At 66.2% G+C, this 24,220-nt stretch carries 22 protein-coding genes and 1 pseudogene; 14 read left to right on the forward strand and 9 right to left on the reverse strand.

Annotation, left to right across the window (positions count from 1 at the left end):
• Positions 1 to 32 precede the first annotated feature (32 nt).
• Positions 33 to 2,924: a TonB-dependent receptor gene (locus R1L06_RS01005; protein WP_317216656.1), complete on the reverse strand. Its 2,892-nt coding sequence runs from the start codon at positions 2,922 to 2,924 to the stop codon at positions 33 to 35.
• A 241-nt stretch (positions 2,925 to 3,165) separates the two neighbouring features.
• On the opposite strand from R1L06_RS01005, the gene R1L06_RS01010 reads away from it, so the two are divergent.
• Genes R1L06_RS01010 through R1L06_RS01035 form a run of 6 tightly spaced genes read left to right on the forward strand, consistent with a single transcriptional unit; the run spans position 3,166 to position 11,176 of the window.
• Positions 3,166 to 4,605, forward strand: a complete 1,440-nt coding sequence (locus tag R1L06_RS01010; RefSeq protein ID WP_317216657.1) for a polysaccharide lyase 6 family protein — start codon at positions 3,166 to 3,168, stop codon at positions 4,603 to 4,605.
• Positions 4,602 to 6,830 (forward strand): oligoalginate lyase, encoded by a 2,229-nt coding sequence (locus R1L06_RS01015; protein ID WP_317216658.1) that lies wholly within the window; start codon positions 4,602 to 4,604, stop codon positions 6,828 to 6,830. Before R1L06_RS01010 ends, R1L06_RS01015 begins: the two co-directional genes overlap by 4 nt.
• Positions 6,827 to 8,131: an MFS transporter gene (locus tag R1L06_RS01020; protein WP_317216659.1), complete on the forward strand. Its 1,305-nt coding sequence runs from the start codon at positions 6,827 to 6,829 to the stop codon at positions 8,129 to 8,131. Before R1L06_RS01015 ends, R1L06_RS01020 begins: the two co-directional genes overlap by 4 nt.
• 60 nt (positions 8,132 to 8,191) lie before the next feature.
• On the forward strand, positions 8,192 to 8,944 hold the full coding sequence (locus R1L06_RS01025; RefSeq protein ID WP_032127243.1) for an SDR family NAD(P)-dependent oxidoreductase: 753 nt from the start codon (positions 8,192 to 8,194) through the stop codon (positions 8,942 to 8,944).
• 14 nt (positions 8,945 to 8,958) lie between these two features.
• A complete protein-coding gene (locus R1L06_RS01030; protein ID WP_317216660.1) occupies positions 8,959 to 10,146 on the forward strand; it encodes a GDSL-type esterase/lipase family protein in 1,188 nt (395 codons plus the stop codon).
• A gap of 10 nt (positions 10,147 to 10,156) precedes the next feature.
• The gene (locus R1L06_RS01035) at positions 10,157 to 11,176 is read left to right on the forward strand and encodes a sugar kinase (protein ID WP_317216661.1); all 1,020 of its coding nucleotides are present in this window, start codon (positions 10,157 to 10,159) and stop codon (positions 11,174 to 11,176) included.
• Positions 11,177 to 11,188: 12 nt separating this feature from the next.
• On the opposite strand, the gene R1L06_RS01040 is transcribed toward R1L06_RS01035, so the two are convergent.
• From R1L06_RS01040 to R1L06_RS01050, 3 genes are all read right to left on the reverse strand, one after another.
• Positions 11,189 to 11,341, reverse strand: a complete 153-nt coding sequence (locus R1L06_RS01040; RefSeq protein WP_317216662.1) for a hypothetical protein — start codon at positions 11,339 to 11,341, stop codon at positions 11,189 to 11,191.
• Positions 11,342 to 11,389: 48 nt separating this feature from the next.
• A complete protein-coding gene (locus R1L06_RS01045; protein WP_317216663.1) occupies positions 11,390 to 12,841 on the reverse strand; it encodes a hypothetical protein in 1,452 nt (483 codons plus the stop codon).
• An 87-nt stretch (positions 12,842 to 12,928) separates the two neighbouring features.
• On the reverse strand, positions 12,929 to 14,503 hold the full coding sequence (locus R1L06_RS01050) for a S15 peptidase family protein (protein ID WP_317216664.1): 1,575 nt from the start codon (positions 14,501 to 14,503) through the stop codon (positions 12,929 to 12,931).
• 152 nt (positions 14,504 to 14,655) lie between these two features.
• Between R1L06_RS01050 and R1L06_RS01055 the strand changes: the two genes are divergently transcribed.
• The 3 genes from R1L06_RS01055 (at position 14,656) to R1L06_RS01065 (ending at position 17,790) form a co-directional block, all read left to right on the forward strand.
• A complete protein-coding gene (locus R1L06_RS01055) occupies positions 14,656 to 15,960 on the forward strand; it encodes a hypothetical protein (RefSeq protein ID WP_373695412.1) in 1,305 nt (434 codons plus the stop codon).
• Positions 15,961 to 16,249: 289 nt separating this feature from the next.
• The gene (locus R1L06_RS01060; RefSeq protein ID WP_317216666.1) at positions 16,250 to 16,990 is read left to right on the forward strand and encodes a DNA/RNA non-specific endonuclease; all 741 of its coding nucleotides are present in this window, start codon (positions 16,250 to 16,252) and stop codon (positions 16,988 to 16,990) included.
• 104 nt (positions 16,991 to 17,094) lie between these two features.
• Positions 17,095 to 17,790, forward strand: coding sequence for an HAD family hydrolase (locus R1L06_RS01065; protein ID WP_049401501.1), 696 nt, complete (start codon positions 17,095 to 17,097; stop codon positions 17,788 to 17,790).
• Positions 17,791 to 17,797: 7 nt separating this feature from the next.
• On the opposite strand, the gene R1L06_RS01070 is transcribed toward R1L06_RS01065, so the two are convergent.
• The 4 genes from R1L06_RS01070 to R1L06_RS01085 are packed head-to-tail and all read right to left on the reverse strand — an operon-like array spanning position 17,798 to position 19,845.
• Positions 17,798 to 18,028: a hypothetical protein gene (locus R1L06_RS01070; RefSeq protein WP_121503346.1), complete on the reverse strand. Its 231-nt coding sequence runs from the start codon at positions 18,026 to 18,028 to the stop codon at positions 17,798 to 17,800.
• Positions 18,025 to 18,450, reverse strand: a complete 426-nt coding sequence (locus R1L06_RS01075; protein ID WP_071228312.1) for a VOC family protein — start codon at positions 18,448 to 18,450, stop codon at positions 18,025 to 18,027. Before R1L06_RS01075 ends, R1L06_RS01070 begins: the two co-directional genes overlap by 4 nt.
• A 10-nt stretch (positions 18,451 to 18,460) precedes the next feature.
• Positions 18,461 to 18,922 carry a helix-turn-helix domain-containing protein gene (locus R1L06_RS01080; RefSeq protein WP_317216668.1) on the reverse strand — a complete coding sequence of 154 codons (462 nt, stop codon included), beginning with the start codon at positions 18,920 to 18,922 and terminating at the stop codon, positions 18,461 to 18,463.
• Positions 18,919 to 19,845: a LysR substrate-binding domain-containing protein gene (locus R1L06_RS01085; protein WP_317216669.1), complete on the reverse strand. Its 927-nt coding sequence runs from the start codon at positions 19,843 to 19,845 to the stop codon at positions 18,919 to 18,921. The genes R1L06_RS01080 and R1L06_RS01085 overlap by 4 nt, the downstream gene beginning before the upstream one ends.
• A 91-nt stretch (positions 19,846 to 19,936) precedes the next feature.
• Here R1L06_RS01085 and R1L06_RS01090 point away from each other — a divergent pair, with 91 nt between their 5' ends.
• The 5 genes and pseudogenes from R1L06_RS01090 (at position 19,937) to R1L06_RS01105 (ending at position 22,761) form a co-directional block, all read left to right on the forward strand.
• Positions 19,937 to 20,977: a hypothetical protein gene (locus tag R1L06_RS01090; protein ID WP_317216670.1), complete on the forward strand. Its 1,041-nt coding sequence runs from the start codon at positions 19,937 to 19,939 to the stop codon at positions 20,975 to 20,977.
• Positions 20,974 to 21,855 (forward strand): TolB family protein, encoded by an 882-nt coding sequence (locus tag R1L06_RS01095; RefSeq protein WP_317216671.1) that lies wholly within the window; start codon positions 20,974 to 20,976, stop codon positions 21,853 to 21,855. Before R1L06_RS01090 ends, R1L06_RS01095 begins: the two co-directional genes overlap by 4 nt.
• Before the next feature lie 68 nt (positions 21,856 to 21,923).
• Positions 21,924 to 22,022 (forward strand): annotated as a pseudogene (locus tag R1L06_RS20540) (GFA family protein); the annotation flags it as partial.
• Positions 22,023 to 22,037: 15 nt separating this feature from the next.
• Positions 22,038 to 22,460: a GFA family protein gene (locus R1L06_RS01100; protein ID WP_317216672.1), complete on the forward strand. Its 423-nt coding sequence runs from the start codon at positions 22,038 to 22,040 to the stop codon at positions 22,458 to 22,460.
• A complete protein-coding gene (locus R1L06_RS01105; RefSeq protein ID WP_317216673.1) occupies positions 22,453 to 22,761 on the forward strand; it encodes a DUF6958 family protein in 309 nt (102 codons plus the stop codon). Before R1L06_RS01100 ends, R1L06_RS01105 begins: the two co-directional genes overlap by 8 nt.
• On the opposite strand, the gene R1L06_RS01110 is transcribed toward R1L06_RS01105, so the two are convergent.
• A complete protein-coding gene (locus tag R1L06_RS01110; RefSeq protein WP_317216674.1) occupies positions 22,762 to 24,117 on the reverse strand; it encodes a sigma-54 interaction domain-containing protein in 1,356 nt (451 codons plus the stop codon).
• Positions 24,118 to 24,220: the final 103 nt, after the last annotated feature.

Consider the following 24,220-nt stretch of genomic DNA (forward strand, 5'->3'; position numbering starts at 1 on the left):
CGGCGGCGCGACCACTGGCCGCGCCGCCCTGTTCAGAACTTGTATCGTACACCGAAATACGCACGCCGCCCGTAGGTCACCACTTCGCGGAAGTTCCCATAAAGCGGCTGGTAGGCCACGCGCGGCTCGTTGGTCAGGTTCATCAGCTCCAGCGACAGCGACAACTGCTTGTTCACCCGGTAGCGCAGGCGCAGGTCCACGCTGGTGTTGTCATCGTAGTAGCGGTTCTGCTGCGCGGTGTTGCCGGTGAAGTCCTGGTAGTAGTGCGAGCGGAACTTGCCGATGGCCTGGATGTTGAAGCGCCCGACGTCCCAGTAGATCGAGCCGGACAGCACGTGCCGCGAGAAACCACTCAGGCCAGCCGGTGGCACGATGGCCGGAATGATCGTGCCATCGCTGGCCAGCTGCTCACCCAGTCGCGAGTCCTGGGTCTGATAGTCGGCATCGGCGTAGTTGTAGCTCAGCTTGAAACCCAGCCCGTCGAACGGCTTGGGCAGGTACGACAGTCGATGGGTAGCGGTCAGCTCGAAGCCGGTCAGCGTGCTGTTCTCGTCGGTGGTTACCTGCTGCCGCACCGGCACGGTCACGCTCTGGCCGTCGATGGTGTAGGTCTCCGGCACCAGCGCAGTGGCGGTGCCGCCGTTGAACTGCTTCCAGTACACCGCGCCGGCCAGCATCGTGTCCGGGTTCGGGTACCACTCCAGGGAAAGGTCGCCGTTCCAGGACATCAGCGGCTGCGCGGCGGGGTTGCCGCTGGCGCTGATGTCATCCAGCGCGTCGGCCAGGTTGCCGTAGGTGGCATCACTGCTCACGTTGATGGTGCGCCCTGCACCCAGCGCGGCAATGTCCGGCCGTGACATCGCGCGATATGCACCGACCCGCAGCAACACGTCCGGGCGCAGCTCGAAGGCCGCGTTGAGGCTGGGCAGCAGCTTGTCGTTGCCCGCCTTGAACACCTGCGTGCTGTACTCGCCGGTGGGTTGCAGGCGGATCGTCCCGTCACCGTTGTCCTCGATGCGCAGCCCGGTACGCACGCCTTCAGAACGAACATCGGTCTTGACCCAGCGCAGTCCGAGGTTGCCGGTCACCGGCAAGCCGAACAGGGTGCTGCTGAACTCACCCATCAGATAGAGCGCGCGTGTCTTCTCGGTGATATCGACATTGTTCGGATCCTGGAAACCCGGATCCAACCCGCTGTCGAGGCTGCCCCGGAACGACTGGTACAGGCAGTTCGGATCGAAGTACGCCCACGAGGAGATCGTGTTGCCGCTGGCGGCATCCATGAAGTCATCCTGCGGGAAGGGTGCACGGCAGGCCTGGTTGGCGGCGATGATCTTCGCTTTGTCGGCCGCCACGCGCTGGTCGTAGTCGGTTACCAGGGTGTTGTCGCGCAGGCGGTAGTCGGCCTGGCTGGCGCGCACGCCGCCCTTGATGCGGGTGAAGAAACCGGACTCCGGCATGAAGCTGGCATCGAAGCGGCCGGCCTTGATCCTGTGGTCATTCTCGGTGGCGCTGGAGGTCACCCGCGCCGCGCCGGTGTAGGCGTCCCAGTTGTTGGGGTCGAAGTCCGGCGCCAGGGCAACACTGGGCACTTCGCCGTGCCAGTCCCAGTCATAGTCCACGTAGCCGGTGGCACCACTGCTGATACCGGGCACGACGGCATTGTTGACGTCGCGCTGGTTGGCGCGCAGGCGGGTCATGCGCTCGCTGTCGAGGCGATTGGTGTGCGAGTAGGAAAGATCGGTAGACAGCTCCCAGGCCGGGGTCGGGCGCAGGATCAGGTTCAGGCCACCCCCGGTGTATTCCTCGCCACGCCAGTAGCGGTTGGAGGTGGAATCAATCGAGGTGCTGCCGTGCAGGTGGCGCACGATACCGTCTTCGTCAACCTCGCGCTGGGTGATGCCGCGTCGTGCGTTGGACAGGCTCAGATCGCTGCGGTTCTCATACCAGTTGCGCTCGGTGTGCTCGAAGTCGACATTCAGCTCGACCACGTCATTGGGCCGCCACTGCAGCGCGGCGAACTCGCTCTGCCGGTCGTTGCGCTCCTGCTTGAGCCGGTAGATGCGGCTGCTCGGCACCAGGTAGTACGGCGCGCCGTTGGCGATGGCCTGCGCGGACACTTCGTTGCAGTTGGCATTGCCCACGTTCTGCGTGCCATCGCAGGCATACCAGGTGGAACCGCTGGTAATGCTCTCTTCCGGATCGGTGCCGTCCAGGCGCTGGAAGCCCAGCGAGATGCCCAGCTTCTGCCCGTTGCCGAACTCGAACTGCTCGATGTAGCTGGCGGTGCCGCGATAGCCGATGCCGTCCTTGTCACGGTACTTGCTGTCGTACTCCGCCCAGCTGCCGCGCAGGTCCAGCTGCGCTGCACGCTTGCCGTACTCCAGTGGGCGCACTGTTTCCAGGCCGATGGTACCGGCCACGCCGCCTTCGATGATGTCGGCGCGCTGGGTCTTGTAGATGGCCACCGTATTGATCAGCTCGGCCGGGAACATGTTGAAGTTCACCGAGCGGTCGCCGCTGCCGTTGGTGATCTCGCGGCCATTGAAGTTGGTGCTGCTGAGGAAGGCGCCCAGGCCCCGGATGGAGATCTCCGAGGCGCCGGTCTTGTCGCGGGTCGAGGCGGCGCCGGTCAAGGTCTCGATCGCATCGGCCAGCGACGGTGCCGGCAGGTCGCCGATGTCATCGGCCGAGAGCACGTCGGCGATGACCGTGTCGTCGCGCTTCTTGTTGATCGAACTCTGCATTGATTCGCGGATGCCGGTGACCTGCACCTGGTCCAGCGTGGTGGGATCCTGCCCTGACGCGTCCTTGCTGGACTGCGCCTGGGCCGCGGGCATGCCCGCCAGCACGGCAAGCAGCGCCACGATCAGGGGTGTGGGGGACAACGAGATGCTGTGCACTGCTCCGGCGGGTCGCCGCATGGTTTCCTCCTCCCAAAGGATCGCCTGCATGCCAGGCGTGGGACGCAGCTTCGGCACGGTGACATGAAAATGTCAACCAATTGGTATGCGAATCTTCAAATGCCTTTCATCCATACCAGTTGAGCGCAATTTAATGTGCTCATGCAGCATGACTTTGCGCGAAAGCTGGCTTACAACGGACTCGAAAGTGGTATGCAGACCCACCCTGAAACGACGGCCCGGCCGTCTCTGGAAGGATTTCATGCGCATTCGTCCGCTTGCTCGACATCCGCTCAACAATTCATCACTGTTTTGCCTGACCACTGGTCTGGCCATGTGCCTGACCACTTCAGCGGCAAGTGCAGCCAGCTGGCTCGTCCACGATGTCGCTGAGTTCACTACCGCCGCCTCGGCGCTGCAGCCCGGCGATGAGATCGTGTTGGCTGACGGCACCTGGACCGACGCGCGGTTGCTGCTGAAAGGCCAGGGCACGGCAGCCGCGCCGATCGTGTTGCGCGCACAGACCGCCGGCAAGGTCGTCCTCAGCGGACGTTCGGACCTGCGCCTGGCGGGTAGCTACCTGCAGGTGTCCAACCTGGTGTTCCGCAAGGGCTATACGCCGGGTGATGCGGTGGTGGCGTTCCGCGAATCCAGCAAGGCGGTGGCCCGCCACAGCCGGGTGACCGGCCTGGTGATCGATGACTACACCAACCCCGATGCCAGCGACCAGGACTACTGGGTATCGCTGTATGGCAGCAACAACCGGTTGGATCACAGCCAGCTGCGCGGCAAGACCAACGCCGGGCCCACGGTAGTGGTGGTGCGCGATGCCACCCAGGGCCTGGACAACCAGCACCGCATCGACCACAACTGGTTCGGACCGCGCCCGGCGCTGGGCGTCAACGGCGGCGAAACCCTCCGCGTCGGCACCAGCGACACTTCGTTGAGCGATTCCAACAGTACGGTGGAGAACAACTGGTTCGAAGGCTGCGACGGCGAGACCGAGATCATCAGCAACAAGTCCGGCGGCAATACCTACCGCGGCAACGTGTTCTACCGTTCGGCCGGCGCGCTCACGCTACGCCATGGCAACGGCAACCGGGTGATCGACAACGTGTTCCTGGGCGACGACAAGACCGGCACCGGCGGCGTGCGCATCATCAATGCCGACCAGACCGTCAGCAACAATTACTTCGAACGACTGGCCGGCTCCAGCAACCGTTCCGCGCTGGCGGTGATGGACGCGCAGGCCGATCCGCCGCTGTCCGGCTATGCGCCGGTGGTGAATGCCACGATCAGCCGCAATACCTTCGTGGACGTGGCGAAGATCAGTTTCGGCGTCGGCCATGATGAGGCCAAGGGCATCGTGGTCGCCGCCAGCAACAGCCGCTTCAGCGCCAACCTGATCGTCAACCGCACCAGCAGGAACCCGCCGAATGCCGCCAGTTCGCTGGCCGGCATCGACTTCAGTGGCAACGTGCAGTCACCGGCAGCCAGCACCGTATTCCCGGGCGGCGTAGAGGGGCGTGGCGTCAGCCTGCAGCAGGCTGCCAGCGGATTGTGGGTGGCCGCGCCTGCCCTGCCCGCCGTGGGCGCCGATCCTGCCCTGGCGATGACCGCGCGCGAGGCGACCGGCGTCAACTGGTATCCCAAGGTGGGCGAAGTTGCCCTGTCACGCACCCGCAATGGAGTTGATCGATGAGGTTGCAGCCGCTGTTCGTCTCCCTGGCCCTGGCCACCCCTTTTGCCCTGCTGCCGGCCGTGCCGCTGTTCGCAGCCCCCGCTGCCGCAGCGAGGCAGGCCGACACCGCGCCGGTGCTGGTGACCGCAGCGCAGTGGCAGCGGATGGCCAGCGAAGGCGGCCGCTACCCGTGGTTCGCCAAGGAACAGGCGCGCACGGAAGAATCACTGAAGAAGATGATGAAGGCCGGCATCGACGTGCCGGTACCGAAGGACAAGGGCGGCGGCCGCACCCATGAACAGCACAAGCGCAACTACCAGGCCCTGCTGGCGGCCGGCACCCTGTACCGGCTGACCGGCGACAAGGTCTATGCCGACTACGCGCGCGACATGCTGCTGCGGTATGCCAGGCTCTACCCCACCCTGGGCCCGCACCCCGAAGGCCGCGGACAGATTCCAGGCCGCGTGTTCTGGCAGGTGCTCAACGATTCGGTGTGGCTGGTCAACGCCATCCAGGGCTACGACGCGATCCGCGACGCGCTGTCCGCCGAGGACCGCGACACCATCGAATCGAAGGTGTTCCGGCCGATGGCTGAGTTCCTCGTCAGCGAGCCGAAGAACTACGACCAGATCCACAACCACGCCACCTGGGCGGTGGCCGCCACTGGCATGACCGGCTACGTGCTGCGCGACGCTGAGCTGGTGGAGAAATCGTTGCGCGGCAGCCAGAAGAACGATCAGTTCGGCTTCCTTCGCCAGATCGACCTGCTGTTCTCGCCCGATGGCTATTACGAGGAAGGTCCGTACTACCAGCGCTACGCACTGGCACCGTTCCTGCTGTTCGCCAACGCCATCGAACGCAACGAGCCGCAGCGCAGGATCTTCGCGCGCCGCGACGGCGTGCTGCTGAAGGCGGTGGATGTGCTGGTGCAGTCCAGCTATGACGGCCTGTTCTTCCCGATCAACGATGCCATCCTGGACAAGGGCATCGATACCGAGGAACTGGTGGCCGGTATCGGCATTGCCTATGCGCGCACCGCTGACGACCGCCTGTTGTCGGTGGCCCAGCAGCAGAAACGCCTGCTGTTGTCCCCCGAGGGACTGCAGGTGGCGCAAGCACTGGCCGCCAACAAGGCCAGGCCCTTCGATTACCGTCCGATGCTGCTGCGCGATGGCCCGGACGGCGACCGCGGTGGCCTGGCGATCCTGCGCATGAACGGCGAACGCGGCCAGGCGCTGGTGCAGAAGGACACGATGCAGGGCATGGGCCATGGCCACTTCGACAAACTCAACTGGCTGTTCTACGACAACGGCAATCCGGTGGTGACCGACTACGGCGCTGCCCGCTTCCTCAACGTGGAAGCCAAGCGGGGTGGCATCTACCTGGCCGAGAACCGCAGCTGGGCCAAACAGACCGTGGCCCACAACACCCTGGTGGTGGACGAACAGAGCCACTTCAAGGGCGACTGGAAGCGCGGCGAGGAGCATGCCCCGCAGGTGCGCTTCTTCCAGGCCGATGCCGATACCCAGGTTGCCTCGGCGACCATGCGCGATGCCTACCCCGGCGTGGTGTTCACCCGCACCCAGGCGCTGCTGCGCCACCCCGACCTGGGCCTGCCGGTGGTGCTGGACCTGCTGCAGGTGCACGGCGACAAGGCCGCGCGCTACGACCTGCCGCTGCACTTCAACGGCCACATCGTCACCACCGGCTTCGAGGCAGAACACTTCCCCACCCAGCGCCCGGTGCTGGGCAAGGACAACGGCTACCAGCACCTGTGGCTGGATGCGCGCAGCACGCCCGGCAGCGAATCGCGTTCCCTGGCGTGGCTGCTGGATGGGCGCTTCTACACCTTCCGCTTCGGCAGCAGTGCGCCGGCACAGGCGCTGCTGGTGGAAAGTGGTGCCAACGATCCGGAGTTCAACCTGCGCCGTGAACCGGCCCTGCTGCAGCGCGTGGAAGGCCAGAAGGACGTGACCTTCTTCAGCGTGCTGGAGCCGCATGGCGAGTACAACGGCACCGCCGAGTACGTGCACGGCGCGGACAGCCGCATCAAGGACATCGTGCGCAGCCGGGGCAGCGATGCAGAGGTGATCGAACTGCGCCTGGCCAACGGTGCACGCATCGCCCTCGGCGTGGCCGACGACAGCAGCGCCAAGGGCGAACACAGCGTGACCGTGGACGGCCATGTCTACCGCTGGAGCGGCAGCCATGCACGCATGGACCGCAGCAAGGGTGACGGAAAATGAACGACCCTGCCGTGGTGGCCAACCTGCGCAAGGTGCCGGTGCGTTCAGCAGTGCGCTGGTTGATCGTGGGCCTGATCGCCGTCGCTACGGTCATCAACTACATCGACCGCAATGCACTGGCGGTGATGTGGCCGGAAATCGCCAGGGAAGTAGGCGCGACCAAGGACGACTATGCCCTGCTGGTAACGGTGTTCATGCTGTTCTACGCCGCCGGCCAGTTCCTGTTCGGCCGCCTGTTCGACATGATCGGCACGCGCCTGGGGTTCGCCCTGTCGATCAGCGTGTGGTCGATCTCGATCGCGCTGCACTCGATCACCCATTCGATGCTCTCCTTCAGCCTGGTAAGGGCGATGCTCGGCATCAGCGAAGCGGGTGCGTGGCCCGGCGCGGTCAAGGCCAATGCCGAGTGGTTCCCTGCGCGCGAACGCGCGTTGGCGCAGGGCGTGTTCAACGCGGGTGCGTCGATCGGCGCGATCGTCTCCGCACCCGCCATCGCCGGCCTCTATCTGTGGCTGGGCTGGCGCGGCACCTTCGTGCTGGTCGGTGCGATCGGCTTCCTGTGGCTGCTGCCGTGGCTGTTTGTCTACCGCGCCGGGCCGGACAAGCATCCGTGGGTGAGCGATGCCGAGCGCCGGCTGATCCAGCAAGACCAAGCCGGGCAACAGACAGAGGCGGCGCCCAAAGCCAGCGTGCGCGAGCTGCTGGCCCATCGCCAGAGCTGGGGCATGCTCGCCTGCCGCTTCCTGCTGGATCCTATCTGGTGGCTGTTCGTGTCCTGGCTGCCGATCTATCTCGCTGAAACCTTCGGCTTCGACATCAAGCAGATCGGCCTGTTCGCCTGGGTACCCTTCGTCGGCGCGATGCTGGGCAGCCTCAGTGGCGGCTGGCTGTCGGGTCGCATGATCCGCGCCGGACACAGCGTGGACCGCGCCCGCAAGCTGGCCATCACCCTGGGGTGCGTGATCATGGCGCCTGCCCTGCTGGGTGCTGTGCTGGCCAACCAGCCGCTGCTGGCAGTGCTGGCAATCGCTGCGGTGCTGTTCGGCTTCCAGGTAGCCATCGGCAACATCCAGACCCTGCCCGGCGACCTGTTCGACGGCCGTTCGGTGGGCACGCTGGCAGGCCTGGGTGGCCTGGCGGCGGTCGCCGGCACCTTGATCACCACCTGGCTGGTGCCGGTGCTGACCCGCCACTCCTACGCCCCGATCTTCATCCTCGTTGCCGCGCTGGTGCCGCTGTCGCTGGCTGCGCTGTGGTGGTGGACCGGACCTATCCAGAAGCTCGACCGTCGCGGCGGCTGAGCCTGGGTCTCCTTCTTTTCCAAGTACATCCATTCCCCCGCAAACCAAGGAGTTTTCCGCATGTCGTTCCAGGACAAGGTGGCCATTGTCACCGGTGGTGGCCGCGATATCGGCCGCGCCGTTTCGATCAAACTGGCTGCCGCCGGTGCACGCGTCTGCATCAACTACGCCCATGATGAAGCCAGTGCCCAGGAAACGCTGGCACAGATCCAGGCGGCCGGTGGCCAGGCCATCGTGCATCGCGCCGACGTCACCGATGCCGCCGCCGTGGCCGGCCTGGTCGCTGCGGTACAGGCCGCGTTCGGCGAGCGTATCGACCTGCTGGTGAACGTGGCCGGTGGCATGGTGCAGCGTCGGCCGCTGGCTGACATCGACCCGGCGTTCTTCCACGCCGTGATGGACCTGAATCTGACCTCGACCTACCTGACCACGCACGCGGTAGTGCCGCACATGCGTGACGGCGCGGCCATCGTCAACTTCGCCTCGCAGGCAGGTCGTGATGGCGGCGGCCCGGGGGCATCGATCTACGCCACCGCCAAGGCGGCAGTGATGACCTTCACCCGTGCCATGGCCAAGGAGCTGGGGCCGAAGGGCATCCGCGTGAATGCACTGTGCTGCGGCATGATCGCCACTCGCTTCCATGATGAGTTCACCAAGCCGGAAGTGCGCACGGCCGTTGCCGGCGCTACCCCGCTGCGCCGCCAAGGGACACCGGACGAAGCCGCCGACGCTGCGGTATTCCTGGCCTCGGATGCGGCGGCGTTCATCACCGGTGCGAATCTGGACGTCAACGGCGGCACCTACTTCTCCTGACTGGAATCCTGACCATGCAGCGCTGGACGCTCCTGCTTTCATTGACGATCTGTTCCGCCGCGGCCGCCCCTGGCGCGTTGGCCGCACCGGTCTGGGTCACTGCGTGGACCGCCTCGCCGGCACCGGACCGCAAGGATGGCACCGCCGAGGCCCCCGTACAGTTCGCCGCGCAGACCGTGCGCCAGGACATGCGCATCGGCAGCCGTGGCGACGCGTTGCGGCTGCGCATCAGCAACGAACTCGGCACGGCGCCGTTACGGGTCGAGGACCTGCGCGTAGGAGTGAAAAACGGCAAGTCCGCTCCTCTGCCGGTAACGGTGGATGGCCGCGCGGTCATCGAGGTGCCGGTGGGTGCCGCGCTGCTGAGCGACCCGGTACCGATGCCGGTGACGCCGCTGCAGGAGATCAGCGTGACGGCCTACTTCCCGCAGCCTACCCATCCCGCCGTGCGCCGCACCGAAGTGCGGGTAGCGGACGGCAGGCAGACATCGGTTGCCGACAGCGTGCGGCTGAGCTACCAGCAGAACGTGTTCTCGGCAGTGATGGTGCAGCGCGCTGATCGTCCCCAGGTGATCGTGGCACTCGGCGATTCCATCACGGAAGGCGCCACCGCCCGTCGCGGAACCTTCAACCAGTGGCCGGAGCGATTGGCGCAGCGCCTGCAGCAAGCCTGCCCGAACCGGTTCGTGGTACTCAATCAGGGCATCAGCGGCAACAAGCTGCTTGACCATGGCCGCAGCCACAGCGCCCTGTCACGATTGGATCGCGATGTGATCGCGGTAGCCGATGCCGATCAGGTCATCCTGTTCGAGGGCATCAATGACATCCGCCACGGTGGTGGCACGCAGCCGCTGCCTGGACGCAGTGCGGCGGACATGCTGCTGGGCTATCAGCAGGTTGCAGCGCGACTGCATGCGCACGGCATCCGCGCCTGGCTGGGTACGTTGACCCCATTCGGTGGTTCCGAGCGCTACGAGCCCGTGTCCGCAGCGACCCGCGCCTCGATCAACCAGTGGGCACGCGGTGGGAAGACCGGGTTCGATGGCATCATCGATTTCGATGCCGCGCTGCGTGACCCGAAGGCCGTGGAATCGTTGCCCAACGACATCACCCGCGACCACCTGCACCCCAATGACGAAGGCTACCGGCGCATGGCCGATGCCATCGATCTGCGCATGCTGGGCTGCACCCCCACCGAATGAGAGAGAACCGATGAGCCGCGTCGTTTGTTTCGGTGAACTGCTGCTGCGCCTGGGCGCACCCGGTCGTGAACTGCTGCTGCAGACACCGCAGCTGCAGGTCCACGTGGGGGGCGCCGAGGCCAATGTGGCGGTCTCACTGGCCTGTTTCGGCCACGATGTGCAGATGGTCAGTACGGTGCCCGGCAACGCGCTGGGCCGGCATGCCGTGGCCGAGCTGCGGCGGCATGGTGTGGGCGTGGCAGGTGTGCGTGAAGTCGACCGAGACCGCATGGGCCTGTATTTCCTGGCCACCGGCGCGCTGCAGCGCGCCAGTGAAGTGGTGTATGACCGGGCAGATTCGGCATTCGCCAACACTGCACTTGCCGACCATGACTGGCCAACGCTGTTGCGTGATGCGCAGTGGCTGCACCTTTCCGGCGTCAGTCCGGCGCTGGGCGCCAATGTGGCCGAATCCGTCTTGAGCGCTGCACGGGCCGCACGCAGGTCAGGCGTGCGTGTGTCCTTCGACGGCAACTACCGACCTTCGCTCTGGCAGCGTTGGGGCGGCAACGCCGCCGCCATCCTGCGGGAACTGTTCGCAGAGGCGGATATCGTCTTTGCCGACCATCGCGATATCGAACTGGTGCTGGGACTGCGCTTCGCCGAGGACAGCCCCATCGCGCGGACCGAGGCGGCTGCAGCGGCCGCGTTCGCGGCGCTCCCGCACCTGCAGTGGCTGGCCTGCACCCAGCGCGACGTGGTGAGTGCAGACCATCACATCCTGGGCGCGCTGCTGTTGGGACGCGACGGTACCCGTGCGCAGGCCCCCTCGCGGCCATTGCCCGGTATCGTTGATCGCATTGGCGGCGGCGATGCGTTCGCGGCAGGCATCCTGCACGGGCTGGCGTCCGGGTTCGATGCAGAGAGCACCGTGCGCTTCGGTCTGGCGGCAGGTGCGCTGAAGCACTCCATTCCCGGAGACTTCAGTCCTGTGCGCGAGGCCGAGGTCTGGGCGCTGCTGGAGAGTGACCAGTTCGACGTCCGGCGCTGATCTCGCTCCGCCCTACAGGCCGCTCAGCCAGGCCAGCGGCACACGTACGCCGACCATGTACATCAGCAGCGCCACGCCGAGCAATGCACCGGGTGTCAGCATCCAACGACGGAAGGCTCCTGCCCGCGATGGCGGCCTGGCAGCGCTGGGTGGCGGGATGCTCATGCGATCCTCTCCTGCGGAATTCAGCCCTGCACGAGGTCCTGCGCGCATCTACAGCGTCAGTAGCCACGCTTCCAGCGCCCGGGTGTCGCGCATGTCGCCCGTATAGCGATGATCGGGCACGTGCGGTTCATTCGAACCACGTACCCGCCCACGGAACACCTTCATCGGCACCGAGATCCTGGCCAGCCCGCTGGGCAACCGCTCCGGCCGCACGTCCATGTACAGACTGTCGGCCGAGGTCTCGACGCCCACCTGCACCGCGCCCAGCCGCTTCCAGAGGTCCAATGCATCCAGGCAGGCCGAGCCACAGGAAGCATCGGCCACAACCAGGACCCTGCCCTTGCGCACAGGTCCGGCCTGGCTTGCGGCGGATGCTGGATCTGCGCTGGCCTCGGATGGCTCGCGCCACAAAGCCTCACCCCGGCCGCGAGCCTGCGCCATGCCTGCCGTCACCGATTCCAGCATGCGACGCAGCTCGGGCGACGCGTCGGGCACCTGTTCCAGCGTCTGCAGGAAGCCGCGAAGCTGCGCGATGTTGCCCTCCGAGGTCCGCCACTCTACCCAGCTGCGGTCGGGCAGCGCGTCGACAGCGGCCCGGCCCCAGATCAATCGCGCCAGTTCGATGCTCCATTGCGAAGCACCGCCAGTGTTGCCACGCACGTCCAGCACCACCGTCGGTGCCTGCTGCAGCCCTTCGGCTTGCGGTTCAAGCTGCTCAAGCAGCGCGGTCAGTTCCTTGAAGTTCTGCTCCGCAGGGTCGGCATTGAAGCTGCTGGTGGTGATCCAGTAACTGCCATCGGGCATCGCGTGCCAGCCGTTGGGGGGACGGAAGCTGCGCCGGGTATCAGCCAAGCGCTCCTTGCGCTGTGCTGCCTGCAGCGGCTGCCACCGCAGTGCATAGGATGTCTCGCGTCCGCCCACCTGGAAAACGCAGGTACGCAATGCAGGCACGTATGGATTGCCCTGTTCGAGCAGCACTTCACCACCACCCTGGATGCGGCTGGCCTGCAGGTTCCAGCGACCGCTGAAGTCACCCACCCGGCGTACAGCCAGCGTCTGCGCATCAATGCCGTCACACGACAGCAATTGCGCGCCCAGCGGCGGATGGCCCGGACCACCATCCACGGTCATGACCACCTGCGCATCGCCGTCGAAGCCGGTCAGGAAGCCCGGCCACTGCGTTGGAAGATCGGGAGCATCGGCAAGCGCGTTGAGGCTGACATGCCCATCGTTGAAGGAGGCCGCATAGCCCTTCATCGTCCACCAGTAGCCCGGGTAGCTGGCGACCCGTTCCGCGCGCGAGCGTGCAAGCGCCAGGGCATCGTCCAGCTGTGCGCCGAAACCAGGATTGCGCAGGTCCACGGCGCACGGATGGCTGCCGCGCATGGCGGCGTCGGCAGCGTCCAGATCCTTCAACAGCGTATCCGACCAGTCGATCGGCGCGCCTTGCGCGGTAGGTGCCGCAAGCACTGCACCGAGCAACAGCCATGCAGTGACCATGGATTCCTCCCTTCCCCGGAACAAACGCCAGTCTCGCAGTTCTACTGCCTGGCGTACCGCGCCCGCCGCAACGGGCGCGGCCTTCCATCAATGCAACGGCACCTTCAACACTGATGGCGCATTGGCCGGCGAACTGAAAGTCACCGTGCCACCCAGCTGGCTGATGCCCGCATACCGCAGGTCCACGGTGTCCACCACCAGGGTCAGGCGGCTGCCGGCCGGAAGGTTCCAGCTGCTGGCTTCCAACCGCAGGTCGATGGTCTTCGCCTGCCCCGGCGTGGCACCACGCAGCGTATAGGGCTTGTGGCTGATCAGCTGGCCGTTGCCCAGCACATCCTCGGCGTACAGGTAGGCGTACAGCGTGGTGTTGGCGCGGCTGGGCGTGACGGTCAAGCGTACCTCCGGCGTTCCATCCAGGCGCTGCGCACTCCACTGGATCGGCCCCTGCCAGACACCTGCGGCGTTGCGGCCCACGAAGGGCACATAGGCACCGGGCGGCAGGTTGATCATCTGCAATGCACCGGAGGCCATCGCCACGCCGGAATTGGCGGCGGTCAGCAGCCCGCTGCCGATCCGGTAACTCCAGCCGGTGCTGCTGCCGCTCGCGACGAGGCCGCCCGTGGGCAGCAGAAGTCCTTTGGGTGCGCTCAGCGCATAGCTGACAGCGCCGGCATTGGTCGCCTCCCAGTTCGGATAGGTACTCCAGCTGCCCTTCTGCGATTTCAGCTGTACTGCAGGCTGGCGGTCGATGCCATTGGCTTCACCCTTGAGGTAATGGTCGAACCAGTCGCCCACCGATTCGTAGACCTCGTTGGGAACACCCAGAGCGCCAAAGGCTTCGTTGAGCGCATGATCGCCATGGCGCAGCTGCAACTGCTTGGGGCCTTTCAACCGGGTGAAGAAATCGACCAGCTGGCCCGGCGGGAACAGGCTGTCGTTGAAGGCGTTGGCGAGGAACACCGCTGGCTGGTTGGCGTTGATCTCATCGATGCTGGCCCCAGGGCTGCGCTGCGCCGCCACCGGCAACAGCGAATCCACCGCGCCCTGGTAGTTGCCGACCAGTACATTGCGATTGATGGTCGTCAGTTCCGGTCCCGGGCGGCCGGTGGCCAGGCCGGCTGCCACCAGCAAGGCGATGCCCTGCGCGCTGGGGGTGTCGTTGCTGTACAGCGAGGCCTGCAGATCGGCCCAGCCACTCAGCGCCGCCACGGCCTTGATGCGTGGATCGCGCGCCGCCGCCAGCAGGCTGGTGCCTGCGCCGTAGGAGATGCCCGAAACGCCGATCCGGGCGGGATCGGCGCGGGTGTTGTCCAGCGCCCAATCAATCAGGGCGCTGACATCTTCGACCGTGGCTGGCCCTGCGATGTCGATGCTGCCGGCGGACTCCCAGAAACCCCGCGAGCTGTAGCTGATCACCACATAGCCGCGCCGCGCCAGCGACTGCGCCACCCCCACATACTCCACGCTGGGTACCGCCCAGCTGCTGGGCATCACCAGCAGTGGATAGCGCCCGCTGCCCGCGTCCTGCGGTTCGATGACGAAGGCCCCGAGAGGCGTTCCATCCCAGCTGGGAATGGTCCGGTGGGTGGTCTTGACCGTAGCGGCCCAGGCGGTGGGCGCCAGTCCGGTCAGCAGGATCAACAGCAGCAATACCTTGCGCATCGTCGTCTGTCCCCGTCGGTGGTGGTGCAACGGGTTGGACCGTACCAGTGCGAATGGTGGGTGGCACCTTGCGACGCAACATGACGTTTGCTGCATTGCCGGCCTATGGGATCGATGCTATGAGAGCTGGGCCCCAAGGATGAATGGACGTCATGAGGTCACGCTTCCTGCTCTTCGCTGTACTGGCGCTATGTGCGCAACGAACCGTGATGGCCAACGAGCAGGCGTTCTCCGACGCGGCGGCCCGCGAGGTCTTCCGGCGCGCCGAACAGCTCTGCAACGGAGACCGGGGTCGATTGTGGGGTCAATCCCTGTGCGGGCCGATGATGCTGGTGGATCCAAAGAGCCGGCAGGTCATCGCCTCGCAGGCAGACGCACATGGTGCGCTGAAGGAGCGCGGCGATGTGTTCACAGGCCAGCTTCCGTCTGACGCGATCGTCGCCAACACCGCCGTGGACTGGTCCGGCACACGCTGGACGCAGCTGCTCTGGCCATTGCCGCAGGACGCGTCCCGACGCAGCACGCTGCTGGCTCACGAAATGTTCCATCGCCTGCAGCCGACGCTGCCCATCATCGCACCGGCGGCAGGTGGAAACGAACACCTCGATACGCTTGAAGGACGCTACTGGCTGCAACTGGAATGGCGCGCGCTTGCGGACGCACTCGAATCCACCGATGCAGTAGCGGAGCACACTGCGATGACGGACGCACTCGCATTCCGCGCCGAGCGCTACCGCCGGTTCCCTGCGGCCGCGCAGGAAGAAGCGGCGCTGGAATTGAACGAGGGCCTGGCCGAGTACACCGGCGTGTTCGTCGGCAATCCGACGCCGTCGACACGTATCCAGGCGGCACTGCATGACGTCCGCGCACACGTGGGTGATCGCAGCTTCGTCCGCTCTTTCGCCTATGCCACCGGCCCGGCCTATGGCCTGCTGCTGGACCAGGCGGCACCTGGCTGGCGCGGCGACCTCGCCCACCAGGCTCGCGATCTCGGCACGCGTCTGGCCGAAGTGACGCAGGCCCCATTGCAGCTGGACGCGACCGCGCTGGGAGCGGCTGCCGCGCGCTATGACGGGCCGGAGCTGCACGAAGCCGAAACGCTGCGCGAACAGCAGCGCCTTGCGCAGCTGGAACACAACCGTGCGCGCTTCGTGACAGGCCCGGTCGTGCGCCTGAATCTGCGCAACATGCGCATCCAGTTCGATCCCAACACCATGCAGCCGTTGCCAGGCCAAGGCATGGTGTATCCAGCAATGCGGCTGTCCGACATCTGGGGCAGCCTGGATGTCACCGACGGTGCGTTGCTGCACAGCGACTGGAAGGTCGTATTCGTGCAGGCCCCGGCAAGTGCTGAACCGCCACTGGAGGGGCCGGGGTGGTCGCTGAACCTGAAGCCGGGATGGTCGCTGGTGCCGGGAACACGCAAGGGCGACTACGTGTTGAAGACGAACCCCTGACCATCGCTACAGGCAGCGCGATGTCCTAGCACGCCTGCGTTTCATCCACGCGCCGCATGATCTGACACATCTCCAGTGCTTGCGCGCTGTCACAGCTTCGTCGTTTCGCCATTGACCGAAAGACGACAGCTTGTGACGCTTACGACACCGCACGGCCTCCGCGGCCCTGTCATCGCGGTCACGTCCCACGCATTCCGCACTACCCGACTCCGCAGTGTCCTCACATGACCTCGCTCTGGCCCGGTCGTGGCGGGCGGCTGCGTCCTGAATCCTCTGCTGGAGAATCGCAATGCGCCTTGCAGGTTTCTTCTTCGCGTTCGTCCTCAGTACCTTCGCCGGTGCCGCCCAGGCCCAGGTCGTCACCCTCAACAAGGGCGGCTTCGTGCTCACCTACGACTGCAGCATCCACAGCGCCACCCGCTACGAGTACACGCTCACCGCCGACACCGGCTCCGCCGCGCGCCCGTCCAGCTTCTACAAAGACCCGGACCTGCCGGCCGGCTGCCTCGGCCAGAACAGCACCACGTCGTATGCCAGCATCCGCAGCGGCTATGACCGCGGCCATCTGGTGACCTCCAACCACATGGACTACAACGCGACCTACATCCGTCGCGCCAACTACATGACCAACATCGTTCCGCAGGTTTCCAGCTTCAACCAGGGCGTCTGGGTGAAGGCCGAAAACGTGGCCGAGTGCTACCGCGACATCGCGCCGGTGGATGTCTACGGCGGCGTGGTCTACGGCGACGCGTCCAACGATTACTTCCTTGCCAGTCACGGCATTCCGACCCCGGAGTTCTTCTGGAAGACGATCATCACCCGTGATCCGAACACCGGCACCGCCAAGGCGATCAGCTGGATCATCCCGAATGAAGCGAATCTGGGCAGCCTGGACAGCTACCTGGTGACCATCGCCGACCTGGAGGAGCTGCTGGGCGCCAGCTATGTGGCGATCAACGCGCCCGCTTCGCTGAAGAACATGCTGCCGGCCACCACCTGGCCGCAGCCAGCGGGCTGTGATCTGGGCTGATCGGCCTGCCGGGAATGGGTGGCACCCGCTCCGGGTGCCACGCAAGGATGGCTATGGGAAAATGGCGGGCAATTGCACCACCGCATTGCCCCTTGGAGCTGTAGATGTCCCGTTTCCCCTTCGATGCCGTGCTGTTCGACTGCGATGGCGTACTCGTTGATTCCGAGCCGCTGGTCGCCCGCGTGCTTTCGGAAATGCTGACCGAGCGCGGCTGGCCGCTGACCCCGGCGCAGGCCGGTGAGGTGTTCCTGGGCCAGTCCGTGGCCCATCTGGCCGGCTTGATCGAAGAACGCACCGGCAAGCCGTTCACCGAGGAATGGCTGGAAGAGTTCCGCCAGCAGCGCAACCGCGCGTTGGAACGTGACCTGGTCGCCATCCAGGGTGCGCCCGAGGCGGTGCGTGCGATCGCGGTGCTCACCGGCGGCCGGATTGCCTGCGCGTCCGGCGCCGATCTGCACAAGGTCAAGCTGCAGCTGGGCAAGGTCGGCATCCTTGATGCCTTCGGGGCCCACGTGTTCAGCGGCCAGGACATGCCGCACACCAAGCCGCATCCGGATGTCTATCTGGCCGCCGCCGCTGCGCTGGGCGTGGACCCGAAGCGTTGCGCGGTGATCGAGGACACTGTTACCGGTGCAACGGCCGGTGTGGCCGCTGGCGCAACCGTGTTCGGCTTCAGTGAAGGCGGTCCGCACCACAGTACGCCGGAGGCCCTGCGTGCAGCGGGTGCACAGGTGATCTTCCAGCGCATGGAAGACCTGCCCGCCCTGCTTGCCGCCCATGCGGTCGACGCGGTCGCCTGACCTTGCCTCAGCCCGCAGCGCCGAGTGCGGCGCTGCGGCGCCTTCCGGCGTAGTGCAGCACGAACAGGTAAAGGCCGGTGAACAGTTGCAGGAACAGGGGTGGCAACGGCGAGTAGGTGAGCCACGCCGCAGGCTCGCCCTGTCCCATCGCGCGCACTACGAAGTTGGCGATCACCGCCAGGGTGAACACGATCGAGGTCCAACGGTGCACCGGCCGTGCCCAGCCACCGCGGCTCATTGCCGGCGCCTCGTCTCGGAGCGGGCTTCGATCATCTTCCAGCCATTGCCTGATGGATCGCGGAATCCGGCGTCCACGGCGCCATAGCGCTCGATCGGCTCCTGGGTGAATTCCACGCCCAGCGCCAGCCATTGCGTGTAGCGCGCCTGGCAGTCATCCACGGCCAGCACCAGCGGCGGCATTGCGCCCTTGGCCACCAGCTGCTGCAGCGAAAGCGCGGTGGCCGCATCGTGGGTGGGCGGGCCAGGCACGAACAGGCCCAGCTGGAAACCGTCCTGGCCCGGGCTGCGTACCGTCAGCCAGCGGTAGCTGCCGTTGCGTACATCGGTATGCACCTCGAAGCCGAGCTTGCCGACATAGAACGCGAGCGCCTCATCCTGGTCGCGCACATACAGACCGACCGTGTTCACAGTGTTCGTCATGGGACCTCCCTCAGGTGGGGTCCACGTTAGCAACCGCCTCGCGGCGACGCTTCTCCAAAACTGCGATCTTCAGGTCCGGTCGCTGTGCGGCACGTGCGTGGCATTCCGGCACGCTGGCCGACGCCGCCTGGCCTGCACGCTCACGTTCACGCACATTGCCCGGACTGTCACCGGTGATGTCACGGAAGATGCGGCCAAAGGTGCCCAGGCTGCTCCACCCGGTCTGTACGGCGATTTCGGTGACCGGCAGATCGGTGTCGCGCAGCATGGCCACTCCCCGCTCGATGCGGCGGCTGAGCAGGTAGCGGTGTGGCGGCAGCCCGAATGCCTGCTTGAAAGAGCGGGCGAAGTGCGCCGGCGACACCGCACTGACCTCAGCCAGGCGTGTGATTGGCCATTCCTCATGGCTGGCCCGGTCAATCCGGTCCTTGGCACGCAGCAGGCGTCGCAGCAGTTCGGGGCTCTGGTTCACGGCGTCACCGCTTGCGCCAGATGATGGCGTGCTGCGTGCCGTGCCTCGGCGGCCTGTTCGACCAACCAGTCACGGAATGCGATGACCTTGGCGCTCCCACTCCGCGCCGAGGGCGCCACGAACCAGAAGCTGCGACCGTCGCTGGCGACACCCGGATGCGCCTGCACCAGGCGCCCGCTCTCCAGCTCGGCCTGGAACAGGATCGGCGAACCGATGGCGATGCCCTGCCCTGCGATCGCGGCGCCGACATCCAGATGCTCGACGGCGAAGGGCGTGACCAGACTCCCTGGTGCCGGCGGTGGAAGGTGCCCGTGCGCGGCGAACCACAGGGCCCACCAGTCCGGCCGACCGAGCAGGGGAATCTCCAGCGCGGTGCTGCCCAGCCCACGGGCCGCCGGCAGCAGCGCCGGCGCACACAACGGCATGAAAACGCTGGGGAACAAGGGCGTGGCCTGCAGCCCAGGCCACTCGCCATGCCCGTTGCGGATGGCGGCATCGAAGTGGCCGGCTGCAAGATCCTGCGGCGCTGCCGACAGATCCAGTTCCAGCAGGAGCTGCCGATGGCGGGCGCGGAACGTACCCAGCCGCGGCGTCAACCAACTGGTGCCCAGCGTTGGCAGTACGGACAGGCGCAGTCGCGCCGCATCCATGCCAGCGGCGCGCATGAAGCTGGCGCGTAGTGCATCGAATGCCCGGGTGGCTTCCTGCGCGACGCTGGCACCCACCACCGTCAGTTCCACGTGCTGTGCGTGGCGCAGGAACAGGCAGGTACCGGTCTGGGCCTCCAGCCGCCGCACGTGGTAACTCACCGATGCCGCACTGGTGTCGAGCTCCTCGGCGGCACGGGCGAAACTGCCCAGCCGCGCCGCCGCCTCGAAGGCGCGGATGGCGGCAAGCGATGGCAGCTGTCGTTGGGTGACCATAAGTGTGGCTTAGCCTGAGCCCCGATATCTGCGTGGTCAATCCCCTTCGTATCCGCAACGATGGAGGCACCTTCGGTAGGGGATCACGCATATGGATCGACGGCAGTTCCTGGTCACCCTGGCCGCCACGGCCGCGTCCGCCGCCCTGCCCTCCGGGTGGGCCCTGGCCAGCCACAGCGAAGACTGGAAATGGTTGCAGGGCACCTGGCAGGTCCGGCACCAACGCCTGAAGGAGCGGCTGGTGGGCGATACACGCTGGGAAGCCTTCACCGGCGCCAGCGCGGTCTGGCTCACCCTGGGCGGGCTCGGCACCATCGATGACAACGTCATGGCACTGCCTTCGGGTCCCTACAGGGGCCTGGGCGTGCGTGCATTTGATCCCGTGTCTTCCACGTGGTCGATCTGGTGGATCGATGGCCGCAATCCTGCCCATATCGAAGCGCCCGTACGCGGCGGTTTCAAGGGCGATGCCGGCAGCTTCCGCGGCACCGACCGGATCGACGGGCGCCCCATCGACGTGTGGTTCCGGTGGCACGACATCCACGGCGAGGAGCCGTGGTGGGAACAGGCATTCTCCGACGATTCCGGTGCGCACTGGGAGGTGAACTGGCGCAACTGGTTCCGCCGCACGGCTGCGGCCCCCTCGCCGCTTCCGAAGCTGCCGGATGCACCGGGCGATTTTGATTTCCTGGTGGGCCATTGGAACGTGCGCCATCGTCGCCTGCGCGCCCGGCTGGCAGGCAGCGATGCGTGGGACGCGTTCAACGGCACCCTGCACAACTGGCCGGTACTGGGAGGATTCGGCAACGTAGGTGACAATCTGATGGACATGCCAGGAGCGCCGCTGCGCGGCATGGGCATCCGCGCTTGGAACGCGGCTGAGCGGCACTGGCTGAGTTGGTGGCTGGATGGCCGGGAGCCGACCCGGATCGGCGCGCCGATGCGCGGTGGTTTCGAGGCCGGTGTCGGTCGCTTCTTTGGCGAAGACCAGCACGACGGACGAGCGATCCAGACGCGGGTGATCTGGTCACGCATTACCCCGCGTTCGGCGCGCTGGGAACAGGCGGCCTCGACCGATGGTGGACGCAGCTGGGAAACCAACTGGGTCAGCGACTTCGAGCGGCAGGCATGAAGGCGCTGCTGGCCGTGATGCTGCTGGTGTCTGCGTCGCCTGGCGCGTCTCCATCCAGGGTGCTGCAGATCGTCGGCCCGGCCGAGCGCTTTGCTCCGGGCATTGCATCCACGCAGTACGACGAGATTCGACTGACCTTGAGCCCGGACGGAAAGACCGCACTGTGGTTCAGCCGCAACCGGCCCGGCGGTCCGGGCGGGTATGACATATGGGTTTCGCGCCACGACGGGCAGCACTGGCGGCCGGCGAAGCCGGTCTCGTTCAACATGCCGGGACGTGACTTCGACCCCGCCTTTTCCGCCGATGGCCGCGTGGTGTATTTCTGTTCGGATCGAGCAGGCGGCCAGGGCGGCGACGATCTGTATCGGGTCAGCGTGGGGAGCGACGGCCGATTCGGGGAGCCGGTCAATCTTGGCCGCGCAGTGAACAGCGCGGCCGATGAGTTTGCGCCGATGCTCTCGCCAGACGCAGCCACGCTGCTGTTCTCCAGCAATCGTGCAGGCGGTGCGGGTGGCCATGACCTCTACGTCGCAGCGATGGTCCGCGGCGTGGCGCAGCCCGCGCGGCCGCTGCCCGGAGACCTCAATACCTCGGCGCAGGAGTTCGATGCCACGTTCCTCGGGGATGGCCGTACTGTGCTCTTTGCCCGCGCTCTCGACTTCGGCAGCGCACCGGTGCGCCAGTTCATTGCCTACGAACGTGGAGGCCGTTATGACGCGGGCCATGCATTGCCCTCGCCCTTGAACGAGGCGTCCGGCGACAGCTACGGCGCGATGCTGGATGGTTCGCACCCCGGCACGCTGACCTATTCGGCGCGCCGTGCGGACGGTGCAGGGTTGGACCTGTACCGCATCCGCTACTGGATGAAGCGCCCTTGAAGGCGGATGTTGTCGATTCCCGGCGCCCCGGTTCGTCGAGAGGATGAATACCCCAGGAGAAAATGCAGATGCCCTCCCATCAGTCCCTTGCCTGCGCCTGCGGCCAGGTCCGCCTGACCGCCACGGGCCAACCCATTGCCACTGTCGAATGCTGCTGCGACAGCTGCCGCAAGGCCGGCGCCATGCTGCAGTCGCTGCCCCGAGCACCCGAAGTACTGGGCCCGCATGGCCAGACGCTTTTCGTAATGCACCGCAAGGATCGCGTCAGCATCGACGCCGGACATTCCATGCTGCGTGCGTTGCGCTTGTCCAGCAGGGGCGGCAGCCGCCGCGTCCTGGCGGGCTGCTGCAATACGCCGCTGTTCCTGGAGTTCAGTGGCGGCCATTGGCTGAGCCTGTATGGCCTGTTGTGGCCCGCATCGGCAAGACCCGCCGTGGAGATGCGGACGATGGTCAGTGATCTTCCTGATGCGTCTGTCCTTCCGGACGATGTGCCGAACCTGCAGACCCGGTCGCTGCGGTTCCATGCACGGTTGTTGAAGGTGTGGATCGCCATGGGCTTCCGCAGCCCTCGCATCGAAGTCGCGGGAGATAGCCATGTCTGAGCCCGAGCGGATCGAGATCGAGAGCATCACCACGCCCGGGCACATCCAGCGCGTGGATCGTGCCAAGTATCTCGCCATGCGCCACGCCTTGCTGCAGGCCCTGCCTGCGCAACCGCCAGGGTTGACCGTTGCGCAGGCCAAGCAGGCGCTGCTGCCGCGCCTGCCCGCCGCCCTGTTCCCGGCAGGCGCCGCCGCCGGCTGGTGGTTGAAGGCCGTGCAGCTGGACCTGGAAGCCAAGGGCGTGATCGAGCGCGTCACGGGCAAGCCGTTGCGCCTGTTCAAGCACCTGGCGGCCGGCTGATCAGCGCTGCGCAGGCAGCTCCAACCGGTGCTTGCGGCACAGGCGATACACCGTCACCCGCGAAATCTGCATCTGCCGCGCGCACTCGGAAACGTTGTAGCCGGTCTGGCGCAGGGTCTGCAGCAGCACATCGCGCTCGGCCTGGCCCCGCGCATCGTGCAGCATCGCCCCAGGCAGGACCGCCACCGATGCGCCCAGCTCCAGGTCACGCTCGCTGATCAGCTCGCCCTCGGCCATGATCGCTGCACGCTGCACACGGTTCAGCAGTTCGCGTACGTTGCCGGGCCATTCGAAACGCCGCATGGCCTGCAGTGCGGCCGGCGCAAAGCCGCGTGCACGCACGCTGTGGCGCTGCCGGAAACAGCGCAGGAAGTGTTCGGCCAGCAGCTGCACATCAGCACCGCGCTCACGCAATGGTGGCATGAGCAGGCGCAGCACGTTCAGACGGTAGTAGAGATCGCTGCGGAACCGGCCCTGCGCCACCGCGTGTTCCAGTTCCACGTGGGTGGCAGCCAGCACTCTCACATCCGCCCGCAACGGCTGGCTGCTGCCGACGCGCTCGAAGGTGCCTTCCTGCAGTACACGCAACAGGCTGGTCTGTGCCTCCGACGGCAGGTCACCGACTTCGTCCAGAAACACCGTGCCGCCGTGCGCGGATTCGAACACGCCGATCTGCCGCTTGTCGGCACCGGTGAACGAGCCACGTTCGTGACCGAACAGCTCCGACTGCACCAGGTTGGCCGGAATCGCACCACAGTTCACCGCAATGAAAGGCCTGCCAGCACGCCCCGACAGCGCATGCAGTGCATGTGCGGCCAGTTCCTTGCCTGTACCGGTTTCGCCGGTGACCAGAACCGGCAGCTCCACCGGCGCGAACTTGTACAGCAACGTGCGCACCGCATGCAGCGCAGCGCTTTCACCAATCAATGCGTGCGGTCCCTGCCCGCTGCAGGTTGCGTCGACAGGCGGATCATCTGCGTCGAACTGCTGGCGCATTGCGCAGACCAGATCCTGCAGGCCGAACGGCAGCGTGAAGCGGGCGCAGCATCGCTGCAGCAACGGCAGCCAGGCCGCTGAAGCAGGTCCGGCACCCGGTGGCAGTACCGCCAGCCAGGGTAGATGCTGGTGCTGCTCGATCCACGGTACCAGCAGCTGCAGCGCGACCGCATCGAGGTGGCGCAGATCGAGCACGGCGAGCAAGCGATCGCGCCCGCGCAGGCCAATCGCCATGGCGGGATCGGGACGGATGCTGCGCACATACCAGCCTGCTGCCGCCAGCGCACTGCGCTCGTTCGCCAACGGCTCGCCAAACCAGAGCACGCAACGTGACGTTGAAGCCTCCGGGACCGCTGCCATGCTTCCCCCAGCATCCGGACACCGTCGGCGGACTGTCAGGCAATCACCGGCGTGCCGCCCCCCGCCGGGACCTCTACGGCCACCGGGGCGGCCTTTGTTGGGC

This window comes from Stenotrophomonas mexicanensis (assembly GCF_032911605.1).
Classification (GTDB): Bacteria; Pseudomonadota; Gammaproteobacteria; order Xanthomonadales; family Xanthomonadaceae; genus Stenotrophomonas; species Stenotrophomonas maltophilia_A.